This window comes from Pseudomonas sp. R151218B TE3479 (assembly GCF_053629195.1).
The window spans coordinates 5,067,816-5,088,111 of record NZ_JBRJHV010000001.1 but is presented as its reverse complement, the minus strand read 5'-3'; the positions used below and the strand labels follow the sequence as shown (position 1 = coordinate 5,088,111).

16 protein-coding genes are annotated in these 20,296 nt (G+C 61.4%); 9 read left to right on the top strand and 7 right to left on the bottom strand.

All coding sequences use genetic code 11. The features are described from left to right. Positions 1–89: 89 nt before the first annotated feature. The gene (locus tag AB7M32_RS21745; protein ID WP_454251320.1) at positions 90–1,391 is read right to left on the bottom strand and encodes an OprD family porin; all 1,302 of its coding nucleotides are present in this window, start codon (positions 1,389–1,391) and stop codon (positions 90–92) included. A gap of 816 nt (positions 1,392–2,207) precedes the next feature. On the opposite strand from AB7M32_RS21745, the gene AB7M32_RS21740 reads away from it, so the two are divergent. Next, positions 2,208–2,576, top strand: coding sequence for a DUF6124 family protein (locus AB7M32_RS21740; protein WP_454251319.1), 369 nt, complete (start codon positions 2,208–2,210; stop codon positions 2,574–2,576). Between the two features lie 163 nt (positions 2,577–2,739). Here the strand turns inward: AB7M32_RS21740 and AB7M32_RS21735 are convergent, their stop codons facing one another. Continuing rightward, positions 2,740–3,867: an RHS repeat-associated core domain-containing protein gene (locus AB7M32_RS21735; RefSeq protein WP_454251318.1), complete on the bottom strand. Its 1,128-nt coding sequence runs from the start codon at positions 3,865–3,867 to the stop codon at positions 2,740–2,742. A 218-nt stretch (positions 3,868–4,085) separates the two neighbouring features. Between AB7M32_RS21735 and AB7M32_RS21730 the strand changes: the two genes are divergently transcribed. Continuing rightward, on the top strand, positions 4,086–4,706 hold the full coding sequence (locus AB7M32_RS21730) for a TetR/AcrR family transcriptional regulator (RefSeq protein WP_060741719.1): 621 nt from the start codon (positions 4,086–4,088) through the stop codon (positions 4,704–4,706). Positions 4,707–4,849: 143 nt separating this feature from the next. Here AB7M32_RS21730 and preA read toward each other — a convergent pair whose 3' ends face one another. The 3 genes from preA to hydA form a co-directional block, all read right to left on the bottom strand. Further along, positions 4,850–6,124 carry an NAD-dependent dihydropyrimidine dehydrogenase subunit PreA gene (gene preA / locus AB7M32_RS21725; RefSeq protein WP_454251317.1) on the bottom strand — a complete coding sequence of 425 codons (1,275 nt, stop codon included), beginning with the start codon at positions 6,122–6,124 and terminating at the stop codon, positions 4,850–4,852. Further along, entirely contained in the window at positions 6,125–7,492 is a 1,368-nt protein-coding gene (locus AB7M32_RS21720) for an NAD(P)-dependent oxidoreductase (protein ID WP_454251316.1), read from the bottom strand. It abuts the gene before it with no gap. A gap of 180 nt (positions 7,493–7,672) precedes the next feature. Next, entirely contained in the window at positions 7,673–9,112 is a 1,440-nt protein-coding gene (gene hydA / locus AB7M32_RS21715) for a dihydropyrimidinase (RefSeq protein ID WP_454251315.1), read from the bottom strand. Between the two features lie 608 nt (positions 9,113–9,720). Here hydA and AB7M32_RS21710 point away from each other — a divergent pair. The 4 genes from AB7M32_RS21710 to AB7M32_RS21695 all read left to right on the top strand — a co-directional run bounded on the left by AB7M32_RS21710 (position 9,721) and on the right by AB7M32_RS21695 (position 14,827). Next, a complete protein-coding gene (locus AB7M32_RS21710) occupies positions 9,721–11,205 on the top strand; it encodes an NCS1 family nucleobase:cation symporter-1 (RefSeq protein ID WP_454251314.1) in 1,485 nt (494 codons plus the stop codon). Positions 11,206–11,354: 149 nt separating this feature from the next. After that, the gene (locus tag AB7M32_RS21705) at positions 11,355–12,638 is read left to right on the top strand and encodes a Zn-dependent hydrolase (RefSeq protein WP_454251313.1); all 1,284 of its coding nucleotides are present in this window, start codon (positions 11,355–11,357) and stop codon (positions 12,636–12,638) included. A gap of 218 nt (positions 12,639–12,856) precedes the next feature. Further along, complete coding sequence (locus tag AB7M32_RS21700; RefSeq protein WP_454251312.1) at positions 12,857–14,341, top strand: helix-turn-helix transcriptional regulator; 1,485 nt, start codon at positions 12,857–12,859, stop codon at positions 14,339–14,341. A gap of 240 nt (positions 14,342–14,581) precedes the next feature. After that, positions 14,582–14,827: a DUF1652 domain-containing protein gene (locus tag AB7M32_RS21695; protein WP_454251311.1), complete on the top strand. Its 246-nt coding sequence runs from the start codon at positions 14,582–14,584 to the stop codon at positions 14,825–14,827. Between the two features lie 31 nt (positions 14,828–14,858). On the opposite strand, the gene AB7M32_RS21690 is transcribed toward AB7M32_RS21695, so the two are convergent. Next, positions 14,859–16,244, bottom strand: coding sequence for a sensor histidine kinase (locus AB7M32_RS21690; RefSeq protein WP_454251310.1), 1,386 nt, complete (start codon positions 16,242–16,244; stop codon positions 14,859–14,861). Further along, on the bottom strand, positions 16,222–16,905 hold the full coding sequence (locus tag AB7M32_RS21685) for a response regulator transcription factor (RefSeq protein WP_053122824.1): 684 nt from the start codon (positions 16,903–16,905) through the stop codon (positions 16,222–16,224). The genes AB7M32_RS21690 and AB7M32_RS21685 overlap by 23 nt, the downstream gene beginning before the upstream one ends. A gap of 276 nt (positions 16,906–17,181) precedes the next feature. Between AB7M32_RS21685 and hcnA the strand changes: the two genes are divergently transcribed. From hcnA to hcnC, 3 genes are read left to right on the top strand one after another with little or no spacing between them, the layout of a single operon-like run. Next, positions 17,182–17,505 (top strand): cyanide-forming glycine dehydrogenase subunit HcnA, encoded by a 324-nt coding sequence (gene hcnA / locus AB7M32_RS21680; protein ID WP_072404983.1) that lies wholly within the window; start codon positions 17,182–17,184, stop codon positions 17,503–17,505. Beyond that, positions 17,502–18,911, top strand: a complete 1,410-nt coding sequence (gene hcnB, locus AB7M32_RS21675) for a cyanide-forming glycine dehydrogenase subunit HcnB (protein ID WP_454251309.1) — start codon at positions 17,502–17,504, stop codon at positions 18,909–18,911. Before hcnA ends, hcnB begins: the two co-directional genes overlap by 4 nt. After that, entirely contained in the window at positions 18,904–20,163 is a 1,260-nt protein-coding gene (gene hcnC / locus AB7M32_RS21670; protein WP_454251308.1) for a cyanide-forming glycine dehydrogenase subunit HcnC, read from the top strand. Before hcnB ends, hcnC begins: the two co-directional genes overlap by 8 nt. The last annotated feature ends 133 nt before the right edge of the window (positions 20,164–20,296 follow it).

The window sequence follows — 20,296 nt, the reverse complement described above, 5'->3', positions numbered from 1 at the left end:
GCAAAGAGTGACCTTTCCTCGTGGGAGCGAGCCTGCTCGCGAAGGCGCCAGCCCAGCCGCCCCCTCACCAGCAGACCCACCCAACCGCCTTACAACAAACTGATCGGATAGCTGATGAAAATACGGTTCTCATCGAATTCGTTGGTGCTGAAATCCCGGCGCATCGTCGAGTTGCGCCATTTCACGTTGAGGCTCTTCAACGCGCCGCTCTGCACGGTGTAGGCCAGTTCACTTTCCCGACCCCATTCCTTGCCATCGTCGACCGTGGCGGTGTGCACGTTGTCACCGCTGATGTAGCGGTTCATCAGGGTCAGGCCCGGCACGCCGACGGCGGCAAAGTTGAAGTCGTGGCGCAGTTGCCAGGATTTTTCCTTGGCGTTGTCGTAGCTGGAGTTGTAGCTGTCGTTGGCCAGGGTGCCGCCGCTGGTGCCGTTGACGCGCATCCAGGCGTCGTCGCCGCCGACTTTCTGCAGGCCGACGTAGAAGGTGTTGCCGCCGTACTTGGCCGAGAGCATGGCGAAGGCGGTTTTGTTGTCCAGGTCGCCGGCCAGGGCGCTGCCGTCTTCCTTGCCGATGAAGTAGCCGAGGTTGGCGCCCAGGGTCCAGTCGCCGATGGGCTGGCTGTGGGTCAGGTTGAAATATTGCTGTTGGTAGATGTCGGACAGTTCCGCGTACCAGACACCGACCTGGGTGCGTTTTTCATTGAAGGCGTATTCACCGCCGCCGAAGTTGAAACGGTCGGAGGTGAACGCGCCGCGGCCGTTCATGGACATGTCTTCCATGCTCGCGTCATTGCGCGGGCTGTTGCCGCGGAACTGGCCGCCGTAGAGGCTCAGGCCGTTGATTTCGGTGGAGGTCACCTGGCCGCCACGGAAGGTTTGCGGCAGGGAACGGCCGTCGTCGGAGCGCAGGATCGGCAGCACCGGCATCCATTCGCCGACCTTCAACTCAGTCTTCGACACCTTGGCCTTCAGGGCCACGCCCAAACGGCCGAAGTCGTCGGCCGGGCGACCGTCGTCATGCACCGGCAGCAGTTGCGTACCCGCGGTGCCTCGGCCGCCGTCGAGTTTGACCGAGTACAGGCCCAGCACGTCCACGCCGAAACCGACCACGCCCTGGGTGAAGCCGGACTTGGCGTCGAGGATGAAACTCTGGGTCCACTCTTCGGCCTTGCCCTGGGCGTTGTTCGGGTTGGTGAAGTTGCGATTGAAGTAGGCGTTGCGCAGGTTCAGCGTGGCCTTGGCGTCATCGACGAAGCCTTCGGCGCTGGCGGCGGTTGGCAGAAACGCGGTAAGGCTGCTGCAACCGAGCAGGATCAGGGCGGGGCTGGCATTGAGAAGGGTACGGCGGTTTGGACGGCGATCGGGCGAAAAACGGACACGTGTGCTCACTATGACGCTCCCTACTTTTTTGTTGTTTTTATTTTTGTCATACGTCGTCGTACAACATTGGAGGGATTATTTGGAAGCGGCTGCTCATTGTCAACTGGCCATTACCGGAATTATCCAACTCGGCTGTGCTTCAAAATGAGGCGCTTCAACGGCTGTTGCTGGACGAGGTCAAGATTGCAGGCCGTGGCGCTGGGCAGATATGTGGTGTGAGGATAGCGACGAGGGTGCTTGGTTGTGCGATGACTGGTCTAAGACATTAGTCGAATGCCCGCACTCTCATGGACGGTGAGGTCTCTTGTGGCGAGGGGATTTATCCCCGTTGGGCTGCGCAGCAGCCCCAATTACTGTCGCAGCGGTGTGTCAGGCTGATTGCATTCAACCTACTTTAGGGCCGCTGCGCAGCCCAGCGGGGATAAATCCCCTCGCCACAGGTGTTTTGTTAACCCAAGCTCCCAGTCCATCAGGGGAACCGTGTTTATTCAGATGTAGGATCGTTCTGGATCGGGCTACGTCGTCTTGCGCCATTGCCTACACCTGCGCCAGAATCCGCCGGCTTGTGCGCCTGGGGGCCAGGGCTCTATCGTTTCCGGGTCACTGATTGAATCAGTGATCGGGTTTGGTAGCCCGGGCTGTCGGTGCATAGCGTCATCTCTTGCGAGTGCAATCACGCACTTCGCTTTTTGGTGGCCATGCGCAGGGTCTCTTCGGAGGCGCCGGCTCCGATGCCCGGTCTACCAACCTTCGTATGGCCGCCACCCTAATTCGTTTGGTAGCGAGAGGGTGTTGGCTCCCTTCTACAGCATCGGAGCTTCAACTATGTTCAAAGTAACCCCCAACCCACCGAACACCGATCCAGCCTCGCCGCGCAAAAAAACCAAGCCTCAAAAACACGACGAAGTCACCGACCGCGTCCTCGACCATTACCTGAACCCCAAGCCGGACAAACCCGAAACGGATCCTGCCCCCGGCCAGCTCTTCACCGTCAACAAAGACATCGACACCGAAAGCCTGCTCGCCAACCTCAGCGAAACCCTGGCCTCGGCCAACGCCATGGTTGAAGACCTGGCCTTCGACCTGGACGGTTCACGCCGACATTTCCTCCTGGGCATCCAACAACTGATCGAACTGGGCAGCCTGCTGGCCAACCGCGCGCTGGATAACGTCGAACAGCGCCAACCGACCTAGCGCACACCCGTGGCGAGGGAGGCTGCTCCCTCGCCACGGGCGCTTCTGCGTACCCTGGCCCAGGTACACATACGCATAACTGTGCAAACTGTTTTAACTCAGGTCGTTTGCTCGCCAAAGACCCAATGGGTCAGCACGTTAATTTAGTTAGGAGTTATTAAATTTATTGAGCACGAATGTTCCTATTGGCCCTTTTGATCTCTCTGAGCCGTTGGACCTTTTTCCAAGCATCGGCCTTGACCGCCAGTTGGGCTCTCGAGACTGCCTTTCGGAGGGCTGATCTATTCAGCACTTCTCCTCCATCACCTAATACGAGCCCACCTTGTTTGGAAAAATCCAAATTTGCTAGAGCGTCCGTAAGCCGTCTTCGAACTTCTCGACTGGCATCTATGGTGGTATCTGGATTTCTTTTTACAAAACGCTCCCATAACTCGACCCTTTTCGCTTGTCTATCTTCAAAGGCATAAACTCTTTTTTGATTTTTCGTTGGGTTTGCGGTTCGAGAATAAGGTCGTGTAGCTCTCTGTCGGGGGGGTAATCGTGCTGCCACACTGGGCGTCTTTGGGGCAGCCGAGGGCGTAACGGTATTGGTCAGGGCCGGCCCCGCTATTGGGAAGGTTTGCGGATTTATTTGCGGAGCTGCGGGAAGTTGGGACGCAGGACGGGTAATGGTTTTTAATGAAAGGTCCAGAGGCGCGCTAGGTGAAAGGTCTAACACAGGATTGCCGATGAGGAAGTTTATTTTAAAAATATCTATTAGAACGTTCCCAGTCGGATCATACCGATTAACCGGATCCCCCCCACAATAAGCATACGCATTGATTCCCCCATCACCAAAAGGACTCAACTCATCCGGACTATTGAACCGCATCAACACCGGATTAAAAGCCCGATTCCCCTGTCCCAACAAATAGTGCCCGGTGATCGGCTCAGGCCGCTCGCCATTGAATCCGAGCAAACTGCTCAACCCACTTTCCCTCGTTCGGTGACCGTAGGCGGTATAGGCCATCCGTTGCAAATCTGCGTCCGTCACCGCCGTCAATGGCGAACGCTGTTGATCCGTCGCCAACAGTGTCGTCTCGGTCACACCGATGACACTCAGCCGCTGAGCCAGTGGCTGTTCCCCGTTGCGCACGATCGTGAGCTGTGCCTCGCTGTCGATTTCATTGACCAGTTCGTTGTTTTGATAGAAGCGTTGTGTACCGGGATGCCCCAGCGGTGTCAGGCCTGTGAGGCGATCCAGTGGATCGTAGTGATAGCGGCACAGTATGTTTTTCGATGAAGGCGACATGGGTGGGTCCTCCCGGGTGCGCTCGGCTGTGTCAGGCTCGGGTATTTCTCGGAGGACGTCTACTAGCAGAACTGTTAGTCCGGGATAGGGAGGGCATTAGATAATTCAGGTGAGGCTGATGACGCTATCGCGAGCAGGCTCGCTCCCGCAGGGATCCCCAGTGTTTTCAAAAGTGGGTGAATGCTAGTCTTGAGCAACGCTGTTGCCAGGGAGCCCTCATGGGCAATCACAAGATCGAGATTCGTCGCAGTAACGTCGAGAAAATCCTGTTGGCCGCCGAGAAGGTTTTTGCCGAGAAAGGCTTCGGCAGCACCGCCATGGCCGACATCGCCGCCGAAGTGCAATTGCCGCGTTCCAACCTGCATTACTACTTCAGCACCAAGAGTGAACTGTACAGCGCCGTGCTGTTCGATCTGCTGGAGGTGTGGAAACAGGATGCCTTGTGCTTCGAAATGTTCGACGACCCGCGGGTGGTGCTCAGCAGCTACATTCGCGCCAAGATGAACCACTCCCGCAGCCGGCCCTACGGCTCCAAGGTCTGGGCCAACGAGATCATCCACGGTGCCCCGACCCTGGGCCAGGCACTGGACGCCAGTCTCTATGACTGGGCCAAGATGAAGGAAGCGAAGATCCGCCAATGGGTGGAGGACAAGCGCATCCTCCCGGTGGAGCCCTCCAGCCTGCTCTACATGATCTGGGCCTCGACCCAGCACTACGCCGACTTCGACCACCAGATCAATATCCTCAACGACCACCAGCCGCTGTCCGACATGCAATTCGAACGGGCGGTGCAGACGGTGACCGGTGTGATTTTGCGGGGGATCGGGTTGGAGCCTTGAGGTTTTGTGGTGAGGCTGATGGCGCCATCGCGAGCAAGCTCGCTCCCACACTGGTTCTCGGGTGTACACAACACCTGTGAACGACACGATCCACTGTGGGAGCGAGCTTGCTCGCGATGGCGCCAGTCCAGACACCCCAACCTTCAAGCGGTTACATGATAGGGATTGCGCGGATCATGGTTCCAATCCAGAAACGGCTTGCCGGTGTCCACCGTCACCATCTCGATGCAGTCCTGCACCGGGCAGGTGATCTGGCACAGGTTGCAGCCCACGCATTCCTCATCGATCACTTCATATTTACGCGTGCCGTCCGCCTGCTTGAGGCTGGCGATGGCTTGGTGTGAGGTGTCTTCGCAGGCGATGTGGCAGCGACCGCATCCGATGCAGGCCTCCTGGTCGATCTTGGCGATGACCTGGTAGTTGATGTCCAGGTACCTCCAGTCAGTGGTGTTGCCCACTGCGCGACCGGAGAACGCTTGCAGATTGGCGTGACCCTGGCTGTCCATCCAACGTGACAGGCCATCCTTCATCTCTTCGACGATGCGAAAACCGTGCAGCATCGCCGCCGTGCAGACCTGCACCGCGCCGCTGCCCAGAGCGATGAATTCCGCCGCGTCGCGCCAACTGCCGATGCCGCCGATGCCGCAGATCGGCAAGCCTTGGGTCTGCGGATCGCGGGCGATTTCGGCGACCATGTTCAGGGCGATGGGCTTGACTGCCGAGCCGCAATAACCGCCATGGGTGCTCTGGCTGCCGACGCTGGGAAGGGCGACCATGCGGTCCAGGTCGACGCTGGTGATGGAGTTGATGGTGTTGATCAACGACACCGCGTCTGCACCGCCCCGATGGGCCGCCCGGGCGGCGACGCGGATGTCGGTGATGTTCGGTGTGAGCTTGACGATCACCGGCAACGAGCAATAGGTCTTGCACCAGCGGGTCACTTGCTCGACGTACTCCGGCACCTGGCCGACCGCCGCGCCCATGCCCCGTTCCGGCATGCCGTGGGGGCAGCCGAAGTTCAACTCGATGCCGTCGGCGCCGGTGGCCTCCACCAGGGGCAGGATGCGTTTCCAGGATTCTTCGACGCAGGGCACCATCAGCGACACGATCAACGCCCGGTCCGGCCAGTCCTTTTTCACCTGGGTGATTTCCCGCAGGTTGATCTCCAGGGAACGGTCGGTGATCAGCTCGATGTTGTTGATGCCCAAGACCTCGCGGTTGGCACCGTAGTGGGCCGAATAACGCGAGGACACATTCACGGCTGCCGGATCCTCACCGAGGGTTTTCCAGACCACGCCACCCCAGCCGGCCTCAAAGGCGCGGACCACGTTGTAGGCCTTGTCGGTGGGCGGCGCGGAGGCCAGCCAGAACGGGTTAGGGGCTTTGATGCCGGCGAAGACAATCGACAGATCGGCCATTTACGCAGCCTCCACGTTAAGCATCAGTTGAGCGTTGATCGCCTCGGCGGCGAGTTTGCCGTGCTGCACGGCCTGCACGGTGAGGTCCTGGTCGAGGCTGGTGCAATCGCCGCCGGCATAGACACCGGGAATGCTGGTGCGCAGGTGTTCGTCCACCAAGATTCTCCCGTCCTGGCGCTTGAGTTCCCGGGCCAGTGGATCCACCAGTGCGTTGTCATCGAAGGCTTGGCCGATGGCTTTGAAAACGGCGTCGGCGGCCAGGTCGAAGGTCTCGGCACCGATGACCAGTCGACCGTTTTCCAGATGGGTCCGGGAAAAGCGCATGCCGCACACATGCCCGGCGTCATCGAGCAACACCTGTTGCGGTTGGGCCCAGGTCAGCAGACGCACCTGATTGGCCTTGGCGATGTCTTGCTCATGCAAGGTGGCCCCCATGTCCTCGAGGCCACGGCGGTAGACCAGGTTGACGTCCCGGGCGCCGAGGCGAGCCATCTGCACGGCCATGTCGATGGCGGTGTTGCCGGCACCGAGCACAATGCAACGATCAGCCAGCGGCAATTGACTAAGGTCGTCGGCCTGGCGCAGTTCGCGGATGTACTCGGTGGCGGCCAGCAGCCCCGGGGCCTGTTCGTCGCTCAGGCCCAGTTGTTTGCTGGCGGCCAGGCCGAGGCCGAGGAACACTGCGTCGAATTGCTGGTGCAGGTCGCTCAGGCTCAGGTTTTCCCCGAGTTTCTGGCCATGGCGGATTTCGATGCCGCCGATCTCCAGCAGGAAATCCAGCTCGCGTTGGGCGTAATCGTCCACCAGTTTGTACTTGGCGATCCCGTATTCGTTGAGGCCGCCGGCCTTGTCCCGAGCTTCGAAAATCACCACGTCATGGCCGTGCATCGCACTGCGGTGCGCACACGCCAATCCCGCCGGCCCGGCCCCGACCACCGCGATGCGCTTGCCGGTGGCGGCGGCACGCTTGAACGGGTGTTCGCTGAAGTGGGCATTGTCCACTGCATAGCGTTGCAGCTGGCCGATCAATACCGGCGCGCATTCATGGGCGTTGTTGCGCACGCAGGCTTGCTGGCACAGGACCTCCGTGGGGCAGACCCGGGCGCAACTGCCGCCGAGGATGTTGGCCGAGAGGATTTTCTGGGCCGCGCCTTGGACGTTGTCCTGGTGGATGTTGCGAATGAACGAAGGAATGTCGATCTCGCTCGGACAGGCGTTCACGCAGGGCGCGTCGTAGCAGTACAGGCAGCGGGACGCTTCCAGGTGGGCCTGGCGCGCGTTGAGCGGCGGCGCCAGGTCGCTGAAGCGGGCGGCGAGGGTGGCCGGGTCTTCCTGGGAATGGGGGAGGTGACTCAAGGGCTGGATCATGGAGTGGGCCTCACGGTGTTTGAGGTGCTGCCTCTGGTGGGCAGTGGTTTTTTGGTGTCTGGATTGGCCTCATCGCGAGCAAGCTCGCTCCCACAGGGGATCTGCAGTGCCCGTGGCTTTCGCATCCACCCAAATCGAGTGTGGGAGCGAGCTTGCTCGCGATAGGCCGAAGGCCTGGGTTCAGCGCTTCACGGCAACCGGCCTGTGCAACTCCGCCCGCTTGCTCAGCAAATCGAACACCGCCGGGTACGCCGGCCGTTCGATGTAGCGCCCGGCGCCGCGCTCGGCCCGCAGGTCGCCGTCGGCCCACACCAGCCGACCCTGGCTGATGGTGTGGCTGGGCACGCCGCGCACGGTCTTGCCTTCGAAGATGTTGAAGTCCACTTGCTGGTGGTGGGTCTTGGCTGAGATCGTGCGGCTGCCCTGGGGATCCCAAAGCACCAGGTCCGCGTCGGCGCCGACGCGGATCGCCCCCTTGCGTGGGTAAAGGTTGAAAATCTTCGCGGTGTTGGTGGAGGTGAGCGCGACGAAGTCCTGCATCGACAACTTGCCGCTATTGACCCCCTCGTCCCAGAGCACCGCCATGCGGTCTTCGATTCCGGCGGTGCCGTTGGGGATCTTGCTGAAGTCGTCACGCCCGGCGGCCTTCTGTTCGGCGCAGAAGCAGCAGTGATCGGTGGCGGTGGTGTGCAGGTTGCCGGATTGCAAGCCGTGCCAGAGTGCTTCCTGATGCCCGCGTGGGCGGAAGGGCGGGCTCATCACGTAGCCAGCGGCGGTCTGCCAGTCGGGATCGCGATAAACACTGTCGTCCAGCAACAGATGCCCGGCCAGTACTTCACCGTAGACCGGTTGGCCCTTGCTGCGGGCGTAGGTGATTTCGTCCAGGGCTTCCTTGGTGGACACGTGCACCAGGTACAGCGGCGTGCCCAGGGTTTCGGCGATGCGGATGGCGCGGCTCGCGGCTTCGCCTTCCACTTGCGAAGGGCGTGACAACGGATGGGCTTCGGGGCCGGTGATGCCCTGGGCCAGCAGCTTGCGTTGCAGGTGATAGACCAGTTCGCCATTCTCGGCGTGCACGGTGGGCACCGCGCCCAATTCCAGGCAGCGCTCGAAGCTCGCCACCAAGGTGTCGTCGGCGGCCATGATTGCGTTCTTGTAGGCCATGAAATGCTTGAAGCTGTTCACCCCGTGATGGCTGACCAGCTCGGCCATTTCTTCGCGGACCTGTTCGCTCCACCAAGTGATCGCCACGTGGAACCCGTAGTCGCTGGCGCTTTTCTCGGCCCAGCCCCGCCATTGATGAAAGGCCTCCATCAGCGACTGTTGGGGGTTGGGAATCACGAAGTCGATGATCGACGTGGTGCCGCCGGCGAGACCCGCCGCCGTGCCGCTGAAGAAGTCTTCACTGGCGACCGTGCCCATGAACGGCAACTGCATATGTGTATGGGGATCGATGCCGCCGGGCATCAGGTATTGACCACTGCCATCGAGCACTTCGACAGCGGCCGGAACATCCAGGTTGTCACCGATGGCCTTGATCACGCCGTCGGCGCAAAACACATCGGCGCGATAACTTTCATCATGGGTAATAACGGTGGCGCCACGGATCAACAGAGACATTCCGAGTTCCTCGCAGGCATGACCGACTGTTGCCGGTTCTTTATGTTTTATCGATCACGGTAGGTAAAGTCGTGCCGGTTTATATTCTTGTCACGACTGTCAGGATTAGACGCTAGCTGGAGTTTATGAAATGAGCAAGATTATTTTTTATAAGCTTATACGTTAAATAACTTATTGAAATTTAAGGATTAAATTATAAATTCACCAAAATGGTGAGCCTGCTCACCATTTTGACGCACTTGACAGGATCGTTATTTGAGCGAGATTTGTCATGGTAAATCAGCGGCTTGAAAGCGTTGCAAGTGCGGTATAGACACCTCGCGTTGATCCGGGGTGCACCACTTTGAATCTTCCTCTCGACAGGGCGTGAAGGTCATCTAGCCTAAAGGGCGATATGCAGGGAGTGAGACAAGGCAATAACGTGGCTTTAAAACGTTAAACATCAGAAGGTTGAAAGGGTTATATCGATCATCCGGTCAGCTCGGCGCATTATCCGGCACGGTTATTGAGTGCCGTCGTGGGTCTGGCGGGGTGGTCGGTAGCACGCGTGCAAGTACTCCGGCCATCGCCCGTCGATGAGCAAAAATAATGAAAACAGTGGAGCGGACATGACCAGATCAACAGTGACCGAGCGCGACGGATTGTTCGAGCTTGAAGCCGGCAGCGACGTCCTCGACAGCTCCCGTTATAACCACGACATCGCGCCGACCAAGGTGCACGAGCGAACCTGGAACAAATGGCACATCACCGCACTGTGGGTGGGCATGGCGATCTGCGTGCCGACCTACACCCTCGGCGGCGTGCTCACAGCCTATTTCGGCCTGACGGTGGGCGAGGCACTGCTGGCGATTCTGTTTGCCAATATCATCGTGCTGATCCCCCTGACCCTGAACGCTTTCGCCGGGACCAAATACGGCATCCCGTTTCCGGTGCTGTTGCGCTCGTCCTTTGGGGTCATCGGTTCCAACGTGCCGTGTCTGATCCGCGCCTTGGTGGCGTGCGGCTGGTTCGGCATCCAGACGATGTTCGGCGGGCTGGCGATCCACCTGTTTCTCGGCTCGGTGTTCGACGGCTGGAAGAGCCTGGGCGGCACCGGCGAAGTGATCGGTTTCATGGTGTTCTGGGTCATCAACCTGTGGGTGGTGTTGCGCGGCGCCGAGTCGATCAAATGGCTGGAAACCTTGTCAGCGCCGCTGCTGGTGCTGGTGGGCGTCGGTCTGTTGGTGTGGGCATTGCCCAACGTTTCATTGACTGAACTGATGGCGGTCCCGGCCAAGCGACCCGAAGGCGCCGGGGTGACCGGCTATTTCCTCGCCGGGCTGACGGCCATGGTCGGTTTCTGGGCCACCCTGTCGTTGAACATTCCGGACTTCAGCCGGTATGCCAGGAGCCAGAAAGACCAAGTCGTGGGGCAGATCATCGGACTGCCGTTGACCATGTTCCTGTTCGCCTCCCTCGGTGTGGTCATGACCGCCGCCTCGGAAAAACTGGTAGGGGTGACCGTCTCCGACCCGGTGACCTTGATCGGGCACATCCAGAGCCCGGTGTGGGTGGCGCTGGCCATGGTGCTGATCATCGTCGCCACGCTGTCGACCAACACCGCGGCCAACATCGTTTCGCCCACCAACGACTTCCAGAACCTGGCGCCGAAACTGATCGGCCGCACCAAGGCCGTGATGCTCACCGGGCTGGTGGGGCTGGCGCTGATGGCCCATGAGCTGTTGAAGAAACTCGGCCTGATCGTCTCCGAGGTCAGCCTCGAGTCGGTCTATTCCAATTGGCTGCTGGGCTATTCAAGCCTGCTGGGGCCGATTGCCGGGATCATGGTGGTGGATTATTTCCTGATCAAGAAACAGCAACTGGACCTGGCCGGGCTGTACCGCGACGACGTGTATCCCGCATGGAACTGGAACGGCTTCATCGCCTTTGGCGTGCCGGTGGTGCTGACCTTGTTGTCCCTGGGCAGCGACGCGTTCAGCTGGTTCTACAGCTACGGCTGGTTCACCGGCTCGGCCCTGGGTGGGGTGATTTATTACGGGTTGTGCAGTATGCAGGGGGCCAGCCCGGCTGTCGCCAAGTCACCTCTGCAATAACAGATGAATGCGGTTCCTGTGGGAGCGGGCTTGCTCGCGAATGCGGTGGGTCAATCAACATCAATGCGGGCTGATGCACCGCATTCGCGAGCAAGCCCGCTCCCACACTGAACCGCGTTGAAATGAGATAACTGCCTGAAGGAGATCCCATGAACGCAGCCATCGACGTCCTGCAATCCACCCACTCGCACATCAACCGCGACCGCCTGTGGCAATCGCTCATGGAGCTGGCCCAGCTCGGTGCCACGGTCAAGGGCGGTGTGTGCCGGCTGGCCCTGACCGACCTCGACCGCCAGGCCCGCGACCTGTTCGTGCAATGGACCCAGGCGGCGGGCTGTACCGTCAGCATCGATGGGGTGGGCAATATCTTCGCCCGGCGCCCGGGGCGCAATCCGAACCTGCCACCGGTCATGACTGGCAGCCACATCGACACCCAACCCACCGGCGGCAAGTTCGACGGCTGCTTTGGCGTACTGTCCGGGCTGGAGGTGCTGCGCACCCTCAATGACCTGAACATCGAGACCGAAGCGCCGTTGGAGGTGGTGGTCTGGACCAACGAAGAAGGCTCGCGCTTCGCTCCATGCATGATGGGCTCCGGGGTGTTCGCCGAGAAATTCACCCTTGAAGAAACCCTCGCCAAGACCGACGCCGAGGGTATCAGCGTGGGCCAGGCGCTCAACGCCATTGGCTATGCCGGCCCGCGCCCGGTCAGCGGGCATCCGGTGGGGGCGTATTTCGAGGCGCACATCGAACAGGGGCCGATCCTCGAGGACGAGGGCAAGACCATCGGTGTGGTGATGGGCGCCCTGGGGCAGAAGTGGTTCGACCTGACCTTGCGGGGCATCGAGGCTCACGCCGGCCCGACCCCGATGCACCTGCGCAAGGACGCCCTGGTGGGCGCCTCGATCATTGTCGGCGCCGTCAACCGCGCCGCACTCGGTCATCAGCCCCATGCCTGCGGCACGGTCGGTTGTCTGCAAGCCTATCCAGGTTCACGTAACGTCATTCCCGGCGAAGTGCGCATGACCCTGGATTTCCGTCATCTGGAACCGGCGCGCCTGGATTCGATGATCGCCGAGGTCAAGCAAGTGATCGAAGACACCTGCCGGCAGCACGGCCTGACCTTCGACTTGAAACCCACCGCCGACTTCCCGCCGCTGTATTTCGACCAGGGCTGCGTCGACGCCGTGCGTGGTGCCGCCCAGGGGCTGGGCCTGTCCCACCTGGACATCGTCAGCGGTGCCGGCCATGACGCGATCTTCCTCGCCGAACTGGGCCCGGCCGGGATGATCTTCGTACCCTGCGAAGGCGGTATCAGCCACAACGAAATCGAAAACGCCGATCCGGATGACCTCGCCGCCGGTTGTGCGGTGTTGCTGCGAGCGATGCTGGCGGCCTCCCAGGCGATTGCCGAGGGGCGCATGGCGGCGTGAAGGTTAGAAGATCGCAGCTGAACGTTTATGTAGGAGCTGGCGAAGCCTGCGATCTCTTGATCTTGATCTTTCGCTCTCGACTCAATTGGTAATGGAAAGATCGCAGCCTCGTTGCACTCGACAGCTCCTACACAGCTCCTACGTCGCTGCTATGGGGAACGTGTCATCACTGGGGGTGGTCGTAACTTCCATGCGCGCCTGAATCACATGGAGACCCAATGAATCAGCAAGTCCCGACCACCGATACCAACCGTCGTCAATTGCTGCAGATCATTGCCGGACTGTCCGACGGGGTGATGTTGATCGAGGTCGATCAGGCCATCGCTTGGGCCAACGCAGCGGCCTTGACCATGCACGGGGTCGAGGACCTCAAGGCGCTGGGCGCCAACGCCGAGGAATACGCCCAGCGGTTCAATTTGCGTTACCGCAACAATCATCCGCTGACGGAAGACAACTATCCCATCGCCCGGGTTGCCCGTGGCGATGAGTTCAGCGATGTGTTGGTGGAGGTCACCCCCAAGGCCGAGCCGGATCGCACCTGGGTGCATCGGATCCGCAGCATGGTCCTGGCCGACCGCAACGGCGAGCCGGAACTGCTCGTGTTGATCCTCAGCGATGCCACCGAATGGGCCAGCGCCGAGCAGCGCTTCGAGAAAACCTTTGGGGCCAACCCGGCGCCGGCGGTGATCTGTCGCCTCAGCGACCTGCGCTACATCAAGGTCAATCCGGGGTTCCTGGAGATGACCGGCTACAGCCGCGAGCAGGTGATCGGGCGTTCGGTGTACGAACTGGATGTGCTCGAAGCCGCCGAAAAACGCGACCTGGCCGTCGAGCGCCTGGGGCAGGGCGCGACGATTCCGCAGATGCAGGCCGAATTGAAATTGCCCGATGGCACCAGCAAGCAGGTGGTCGTCGCCGGTCAGCCCCTGGACCTGCATGACGAAGACTGCATGCTGTTTTCCTTCATGGACATGGAGCCGCGCCGCAAGGCTGAAACGGCGCTGCGCCAGAGCGAGGAGCGTTTTGCCAAGTCGTTCCGCCTGTCGCCCGTGCCCACCTTGGTGTGCAGCGCCGAACAGCAATTGCTGGAAATCAACGAAGCGTTTCTCCAGACCACCGGTTACGCCAGCGAAGAGTTGCTGGGTAAAACCGTGGAGGAGATCGGTTTTCTCGACAAGGACGCCGGCGCCGCGCTGTTTGCCCGGCTGGAAAAGACTGCCGCGGTCTCCAGTATCGACGTCAAGGTGCATAAGAAAGGCGGTCAGCTCATCGACTGTGAGGTCGCCGCCGACACCTTGCTCATCCAGGACAAGCCCTGTTACCTGTTGGTGCTGATGAACATCACTGAACGCAAGCGCTCGGAGCTGGAGCTGGTGGCGGCCATTGAGGAGGTGATGAAAGACGCGTCCTGGTTCAGCCGGACCCTGATTGAGAAACTGGCCAACGTGAAGAGCATCAACGCCCAGGTGCCGAGCGTGTCATTCACCGAGCTGACGGCCCGGGAACGGGACGTGCTGGGGCTGATCTGCGAGGGGCTGGCCGACAAGGAAATCGCCGCGCGGCTGAAGCTGGCGCCCAACACCGTGCGCAATCACGTGGCGACACTGTATTCGAAACTGGATGTCCACAGCCGCAGCGAGGCGATTGTCTGGGCGCGAGAGCGAGGTTTGTTCGCCGGCGAATGGCGGATGAAGGCACCATGATAGCCAGTGCAAATGTACCGGGTGTACTGGTGCAAATTCGGGTTTTGCACGGGGGGGCGGTTCCTTAGGCTATGAGGGTGTGACATCGTTTGTGATGTCGCGTCCCCCACGGAACACTCAAGGAATACGCCACGATGTGCAGTGAACGAACCCGATACGAGCGCGACAGGATATCTATTCGGACCAGGAGGTCGGCGCTGTCTATCGTTCATTTGTCCCCTCAGGGCTAAGGTGCATCGCATGACCCATTTGGCCCCCTTGCGTGCCCGCCTCGAAGAAAGCTTTACGCCGCTGGCCTGCGAATGCAGCCTCAATGGCGACGGTACCCTCACCGTGCGCCTGTATCACCGTGAAAGCGGCGAGGTGGACTTGGTGGTGAGTGGCATGAGTGTCGACAGCGTCCGCTCGGAAGACAGTATCGCGAAGCTGATCGATGAGCTGCGCTATGAACTGCAAAACACCCCGTTGCATCGCAGTGAGCTCTGATAGATAAAGATCAAGCACACCCATCCCATGGCTACAACAATGTCCCCCGGCAATCGAGTACCAACCGCGCGCCGCCGTGTTCGCTGCTGCCCACCTCCAATGTAAACCCGTGCAGGTTGACGATCGCTGCGACGATCGACAGGCCCAGGCCGAATCCACCGTGCTGGCTGCTGCCTTCTGCGCGGTAGAAACGGCGGAATACGGCCTTGCGCTCCGCCTCGGGGATGCCCGGGCCGGAGTCGAGCACTTCGATGCGCGTGCTGTCGCCCTGGTCGACTCCACGCAGGATCACGGTGCCCCCCGGCGGGGTGAATTTGATGGAGTTGCTCAGCAGGTTCGACACGGCCTCGAACAGCAAGGCCCGGTCGCCGTTGAGCAGGGGCAGGGCGTCGGGCGCCTCCAGGATGAAGGTCAGTTCGCCTTCCTCGGCCAAGGGCAGGTAAAAATCATGCAACTCTTGCAATAACTGCAACGGATCGAGGCGCACGAAGCCCGAGCGCCGTTGCTGGTCTTCCAGTTCGGAAATCCGCAACAAACCGCGAAAACGCGCCATCAGGGTGTCGGTCTCGGCGATCACCTGGTCCATCTGCAAGGCCTCGGGGGAGCCGTCCGGCGCTTGCTGCTGGATGCGATAAAGCTGGGCACGCAGGCGCGTCAACGGGGTGCGCAGGTCATGGGCGATGTTGTCGCACACGCCCTTGACCTCGTTCATCAGGCGTTCGATGCGCTCGAGCATGGCGTTGACGATCGCCGCCAGCATGTCCAGCTCATCGCGCCGGCTCGACAGCGGCAGGCGATGGGTCAGGTCGCCGGCGACGATGGCTTCGGCGCTGGCCTGCAACTGGCGAATCCGGCGTAGCGGGCGGCGGCGCAGCAGGTGCCAGCCAGCGATGCCTGGCAGGATGGTCAGCGATACGCCCCAGAACAGCGCGTGCAAGATGATCCGTGTCACTGCGAACAGCGAGCCGTTATCCCGGGCCAGGATCAGCCAGCGGCCGTCCTGGGTCCGGGTCGCCACCGCGTCGCAACTGTCGGAAGGCACACCCGGGTCATCGGAATCGACGCAGCCGCCGAGCATGTGGATCTTGCCGTCAAGGGGCAGGTCGGCGGGCACACGCAGGATCGGCCCGCTCAAATGGCGCAGTTGCGGATCGAACAGCCCGTAGGCGTCGACACCGCGCTCGTCCAGCGTCAGGCTGGCCATGAGCGCATCTTCCAGTTGGTCGCCGTGGATCCGGGCGAACAGGTGCTGACGCTGCATCAGGGAGTGTTTGGCCAGGCTGTCGAGGTAGCCAAACACTTCGTAATACATCACCCCCATCAGGATCGCGCTCCAGATCACGAACAGCGAACTGTACAGCGCCAGCAGGCGGCTGCTGGAGGAGCGCCAGCCCTTAGCGGGGTTCAGCAATGACATAGCCGGAACCCCGTACCGTGCGAATCAGCGGTTCCAGGCCCGGCGGGTCGATTTTCTTGCGCAGGCGGCCGATGTGGACGTCGATCAGGTTGGTGCCGGGGTCGAAGTGATAGCCCCAGACTTCCTCGAAAATCATCATGCGCGAGAGGATTTGCCCGCTGTTGCGCATCAGGAATTCCAGCAGCTTGTATTCGGTGGGCAACAGGCTCAGCAGTTGCCCGTTGCGGCTGGCTTCGCGGCTGATCAGGTTCAGTTCCAGGTCGGCCACCCGCAGCGCGGTTTCCGGCTCGCGGGTGCCATTGTTGCGCCGCAGCAGCACTTCGACCCGGGCGGCCATTTCGTCGGTGGCGAATGGCTTGGTCAGGTAATCGTCGCCGCCGGCCCGCAGGCCACGCACGCGCTCATCCACATCGGAAAGGGCGCTGATCATCAGGATCGGCGTGGCCACGCCCATGGTGCGCAGCGTGGTGACGATCACCAGGCCGTCGAGCTCAGGCAGCATGCGGTCCAGCGTGATCAAGTCGTAGTCGCCGCTGACCGCCCGTTCCAGGCCTTCGCGGCCGTTGTCGACCCAATCGACGTCCAGGCCGTTGCGGGTCAGCTCGGCAACGATTTCACGGGCGGTCACGGCGTCGTCTTCGATGGTCAGGATGCGGTTCATGGGCGGTACCGTGTGAGGAAGTTGGAGCGATTGCGCAGCATTCTGCCAAAAATTACCTGTCGGCTTTCTGAAAAAAAGTTCATGGACCGACACGCCGATTCGCTGGCCTGGATCAACACTTGGTCACAAATTATCCCTAACATGAATTTCGCTCGCACTATCATGTTGCGTCTGTTGCCCCGCCTCGGTGCGCTGTTGCCGGGTACCGACGCGAACCGGTGGATGTGTGCCGCAAGGAGCCGCAACCTCACTGAACCTTCAAGGAAGAGCAGCATGATGCAACCTCAAGACGTTCTACGCCGAACATTCGATATCCAGCCGTTGACCCGCGCCGACATGACGGTGCGCCTGGACGGGCAAGCCGTCAACGCCGCCCACGGGGAAACCGTCCTCACCGTCATCCAGTCCCTGGGGCAACGCCAGGTCGCCCGCAACGACCACGACCAGATCAGCGGCGCCTACTGCGGCATGGGCGTGTGCCAGTGCTGCCTGGTCAAAATCGACGGCCGCCACAAGCGCCGTGCCTGCCAGACCCTGGTGCGCCCTGGCATGCAGATCGAAACCCGGGCCAACCGCATGACCGAAACGGAGGCGCCATGAGCCTCGATCCGGTGATTGTCGGCGGTGGGCCGGCGGGCATGGCTGCGGCCATCGAGCTGGCCACCCACGGGGTGCGTTGCACCTTGCTCGAAGAAGCGCCACGCCTCGGCGGCGTCGTGTACCGCGGGCCGCTGCGCGATGGCGTCAGCCTGGATTACCTGGGGCCGCGCTACAGCGAAGCCCTGGAAAAGCTCCACGGAGAATACCAGCGCCACGCCGGGTTGATCGAGGTGCGATTGGGCAACCGTGTCATCGGTGCCGAAGGCTTCCGGGCGTTGATGCTGCTGGATGCCGACGAGCGCCTGGGCGAGGTCGCCTATTCCCACCTGGTCCTGGCGGCCGGTTGTCACGAACGCAGCGTGCCGTTTCCTGGCTGGGCGCTGCCGGGAGTGATGTTGCTCGGAGGCCTGCAATTGCAGATCAAGAGCGGCGTGGTCCGGCCACCGAGCCCGGTGGTGATCGCCGGCACGGGGCCGTTGCTACCGCTGGTGGCCTGCCAGCTGCACGCTTCGGGCGTGGCGGTGGCGGGTGTCTTCGAAGCCTGTGGGTTCGGCCGGATCGCCAAGGAAAGCCTGGCGTTGCTGAACAAGCCGCAGCTGTTTCTCGACGGCCTGAGCATGCTGGCCTACCTCAAGCTCAATCGCATTCCCGTGCGCTATGGCTGGGGCGTGGTGCAGGCTGACGGCGAGGGTGAGTTGAGCCACGTCACCATCGCGCCTTATTCCGCGACCTGGGAGCCGGACCTCAAACGCGCCGAACAGGTGCCGGCCCAGACCCTGGCGGTGGGCTACGGGTTTATCCCGCGGACTCAATTGAGCCAGCAGATGGGCCTGGAGCACGGTTTCAGCGAGGACGGCTATTTGCGGGCCGTGTCCGATGCCTGGCAACAAAGCAGCGAAGCGCACATTCACCTGGCCGGCGACATGGGCGGGATCCGTGGCGGTGAAGCGGCCATGCTCAGCGGGCGCATCGCGGCGTTGTCGATCCTCATGCAACGCAACGTGCTGGATACGTCCACGGCCCTGGCCCACCGGGAGCGCTACCAGACGCAACTGGCGCGGATCATTCGCTTTCGCGCCGCCGTGGATCGCTACACCCAGCGTGGTGCCGGGCAAACCGCGTTGCCTGCCGCCGACACGGTGATCTGCCGCTGCGAGCATGCTACCCGCGCCGACATCGACCGGGCACTGGAGCAAGGCGTGCAAGACATGGCCAGCCTGAAGATGCGCACCCGCGTGAGCATGGGCGATTGCCAGGGGCGAATGTGCGTCGGCTACTGCACCGATCGCTTGCGCGAAGCCACCGGGCGCGCCGACGTGGGTTGGCTGCGGCCGCGTTTCCCTATCGATCCGATTCCCTTTTCAGCGTTCCAGAACGTCGGCACGGAGACCGTTTCCCATGATTAAGGACTATGACGTGGTCATCGCCGGTGGCGGTGTGATCGGGGCTTCGTGTGCCTATCAACTGTCCAAGCGCAAACATCTGAAGATCGCCCTGATCGACGCCAAGCGCCCCGGCAACGCGACCCGCGCCTCGGCGGGTGGGCTGTGGGCCATCGGTGAGTCGGTGGGCCTGGGTTGCGGGGTGATCTTCTTTCGCATGATGTCGGCCAACCGCAAGCGCCAGACCCAGGGCGCCGCGGTGGCGGTGGATGCCAGCACGCCGCACATCCTGCCGCAGTCGTTCTTCGATTTCGCCTTGCAGTCCAATGCGATGTACCCGCAGTTGCACCGCGAATTGATCGACCGCCATGGCATGGATTTCAAGTTCGAGGAGACCGGGCTCAAGTTCGTGATCTACGACGACGAAGACCGTTTGTACGCCGAGCACATCGTCGCCTGCATTCCACACCTGGCGGACCAGGTACGCTGGCTTGACCAGGCGGCCTTGCGTGCAGCGGAGCCGAATGTGAGCCATGAGGCCCTGGGTGCCCTGGAGTTTCTCTGCGATCACCAGCTCAGCCCGTTCCGCCTGGCCGACGCCTACACTGAAGGCGCCCGGCAGAACGGCGTCGACCTGTTCTTCAACACCAACGTGACCGAGGTGTTGCGCAGCGGCACGCGAGTGACAGGGGTGCAAACCGCCGAGGCGGGGACTTTCCACTGCCGGACCCTGATCAATGCGGCCGGCGCCTGGGCGGCGGACCTGAGCGAGCAGGCCACCGGCGTGCGGATTCCGGTCAAGCCGGTCAAGGGTCAGATCCTGCTCACCGAGCGCATGCCGAAAATCCTCAACGGCTGCCTGACCACCAGCGACTGCTATGTAGCGCAGAAAGACAACGGTGAAATCCTCATCGGCAGCACCACCGAAGACAAGGGTTTCGACGTAACCACGACTTATCCGGAGATCGAAGGGCTGGTGCAAGGCGCGGTGCGCTGCATTCCGCAGTTGGTCGATATCAACCTGAAACGAACCTGGGCCGGCCTGCGCCCGGGTTCGCCTGATGAATTACCGATCCTGGGACCGATGCGCGGGGTGGAAGGCTATCTCAACGCGTGCGGGCATTTCCGCACCGGCATCCTGACCTCGGCCATCACCGGCGTGTTGCTGGACAAACTGGTGAACAACGAGTCCTTGCCGTTGGACATCACGCCGTTCCTGGCGGACCGCTTCGAGGTGGCGCCGGTGGTAAAGCCAAAGGAAATGGAGCTGGCCTGAGCAAATCCTGTGTGGGGGCTGTGATCAATACATATCCCGCAGTCAACCGAAAACAAACTGTGGAGTTGTGGTGAGTGCATATCCCGCAGTCAACCGGGAACAAACTGTGGGAGCGAGCTTGCTCGCGATGGCG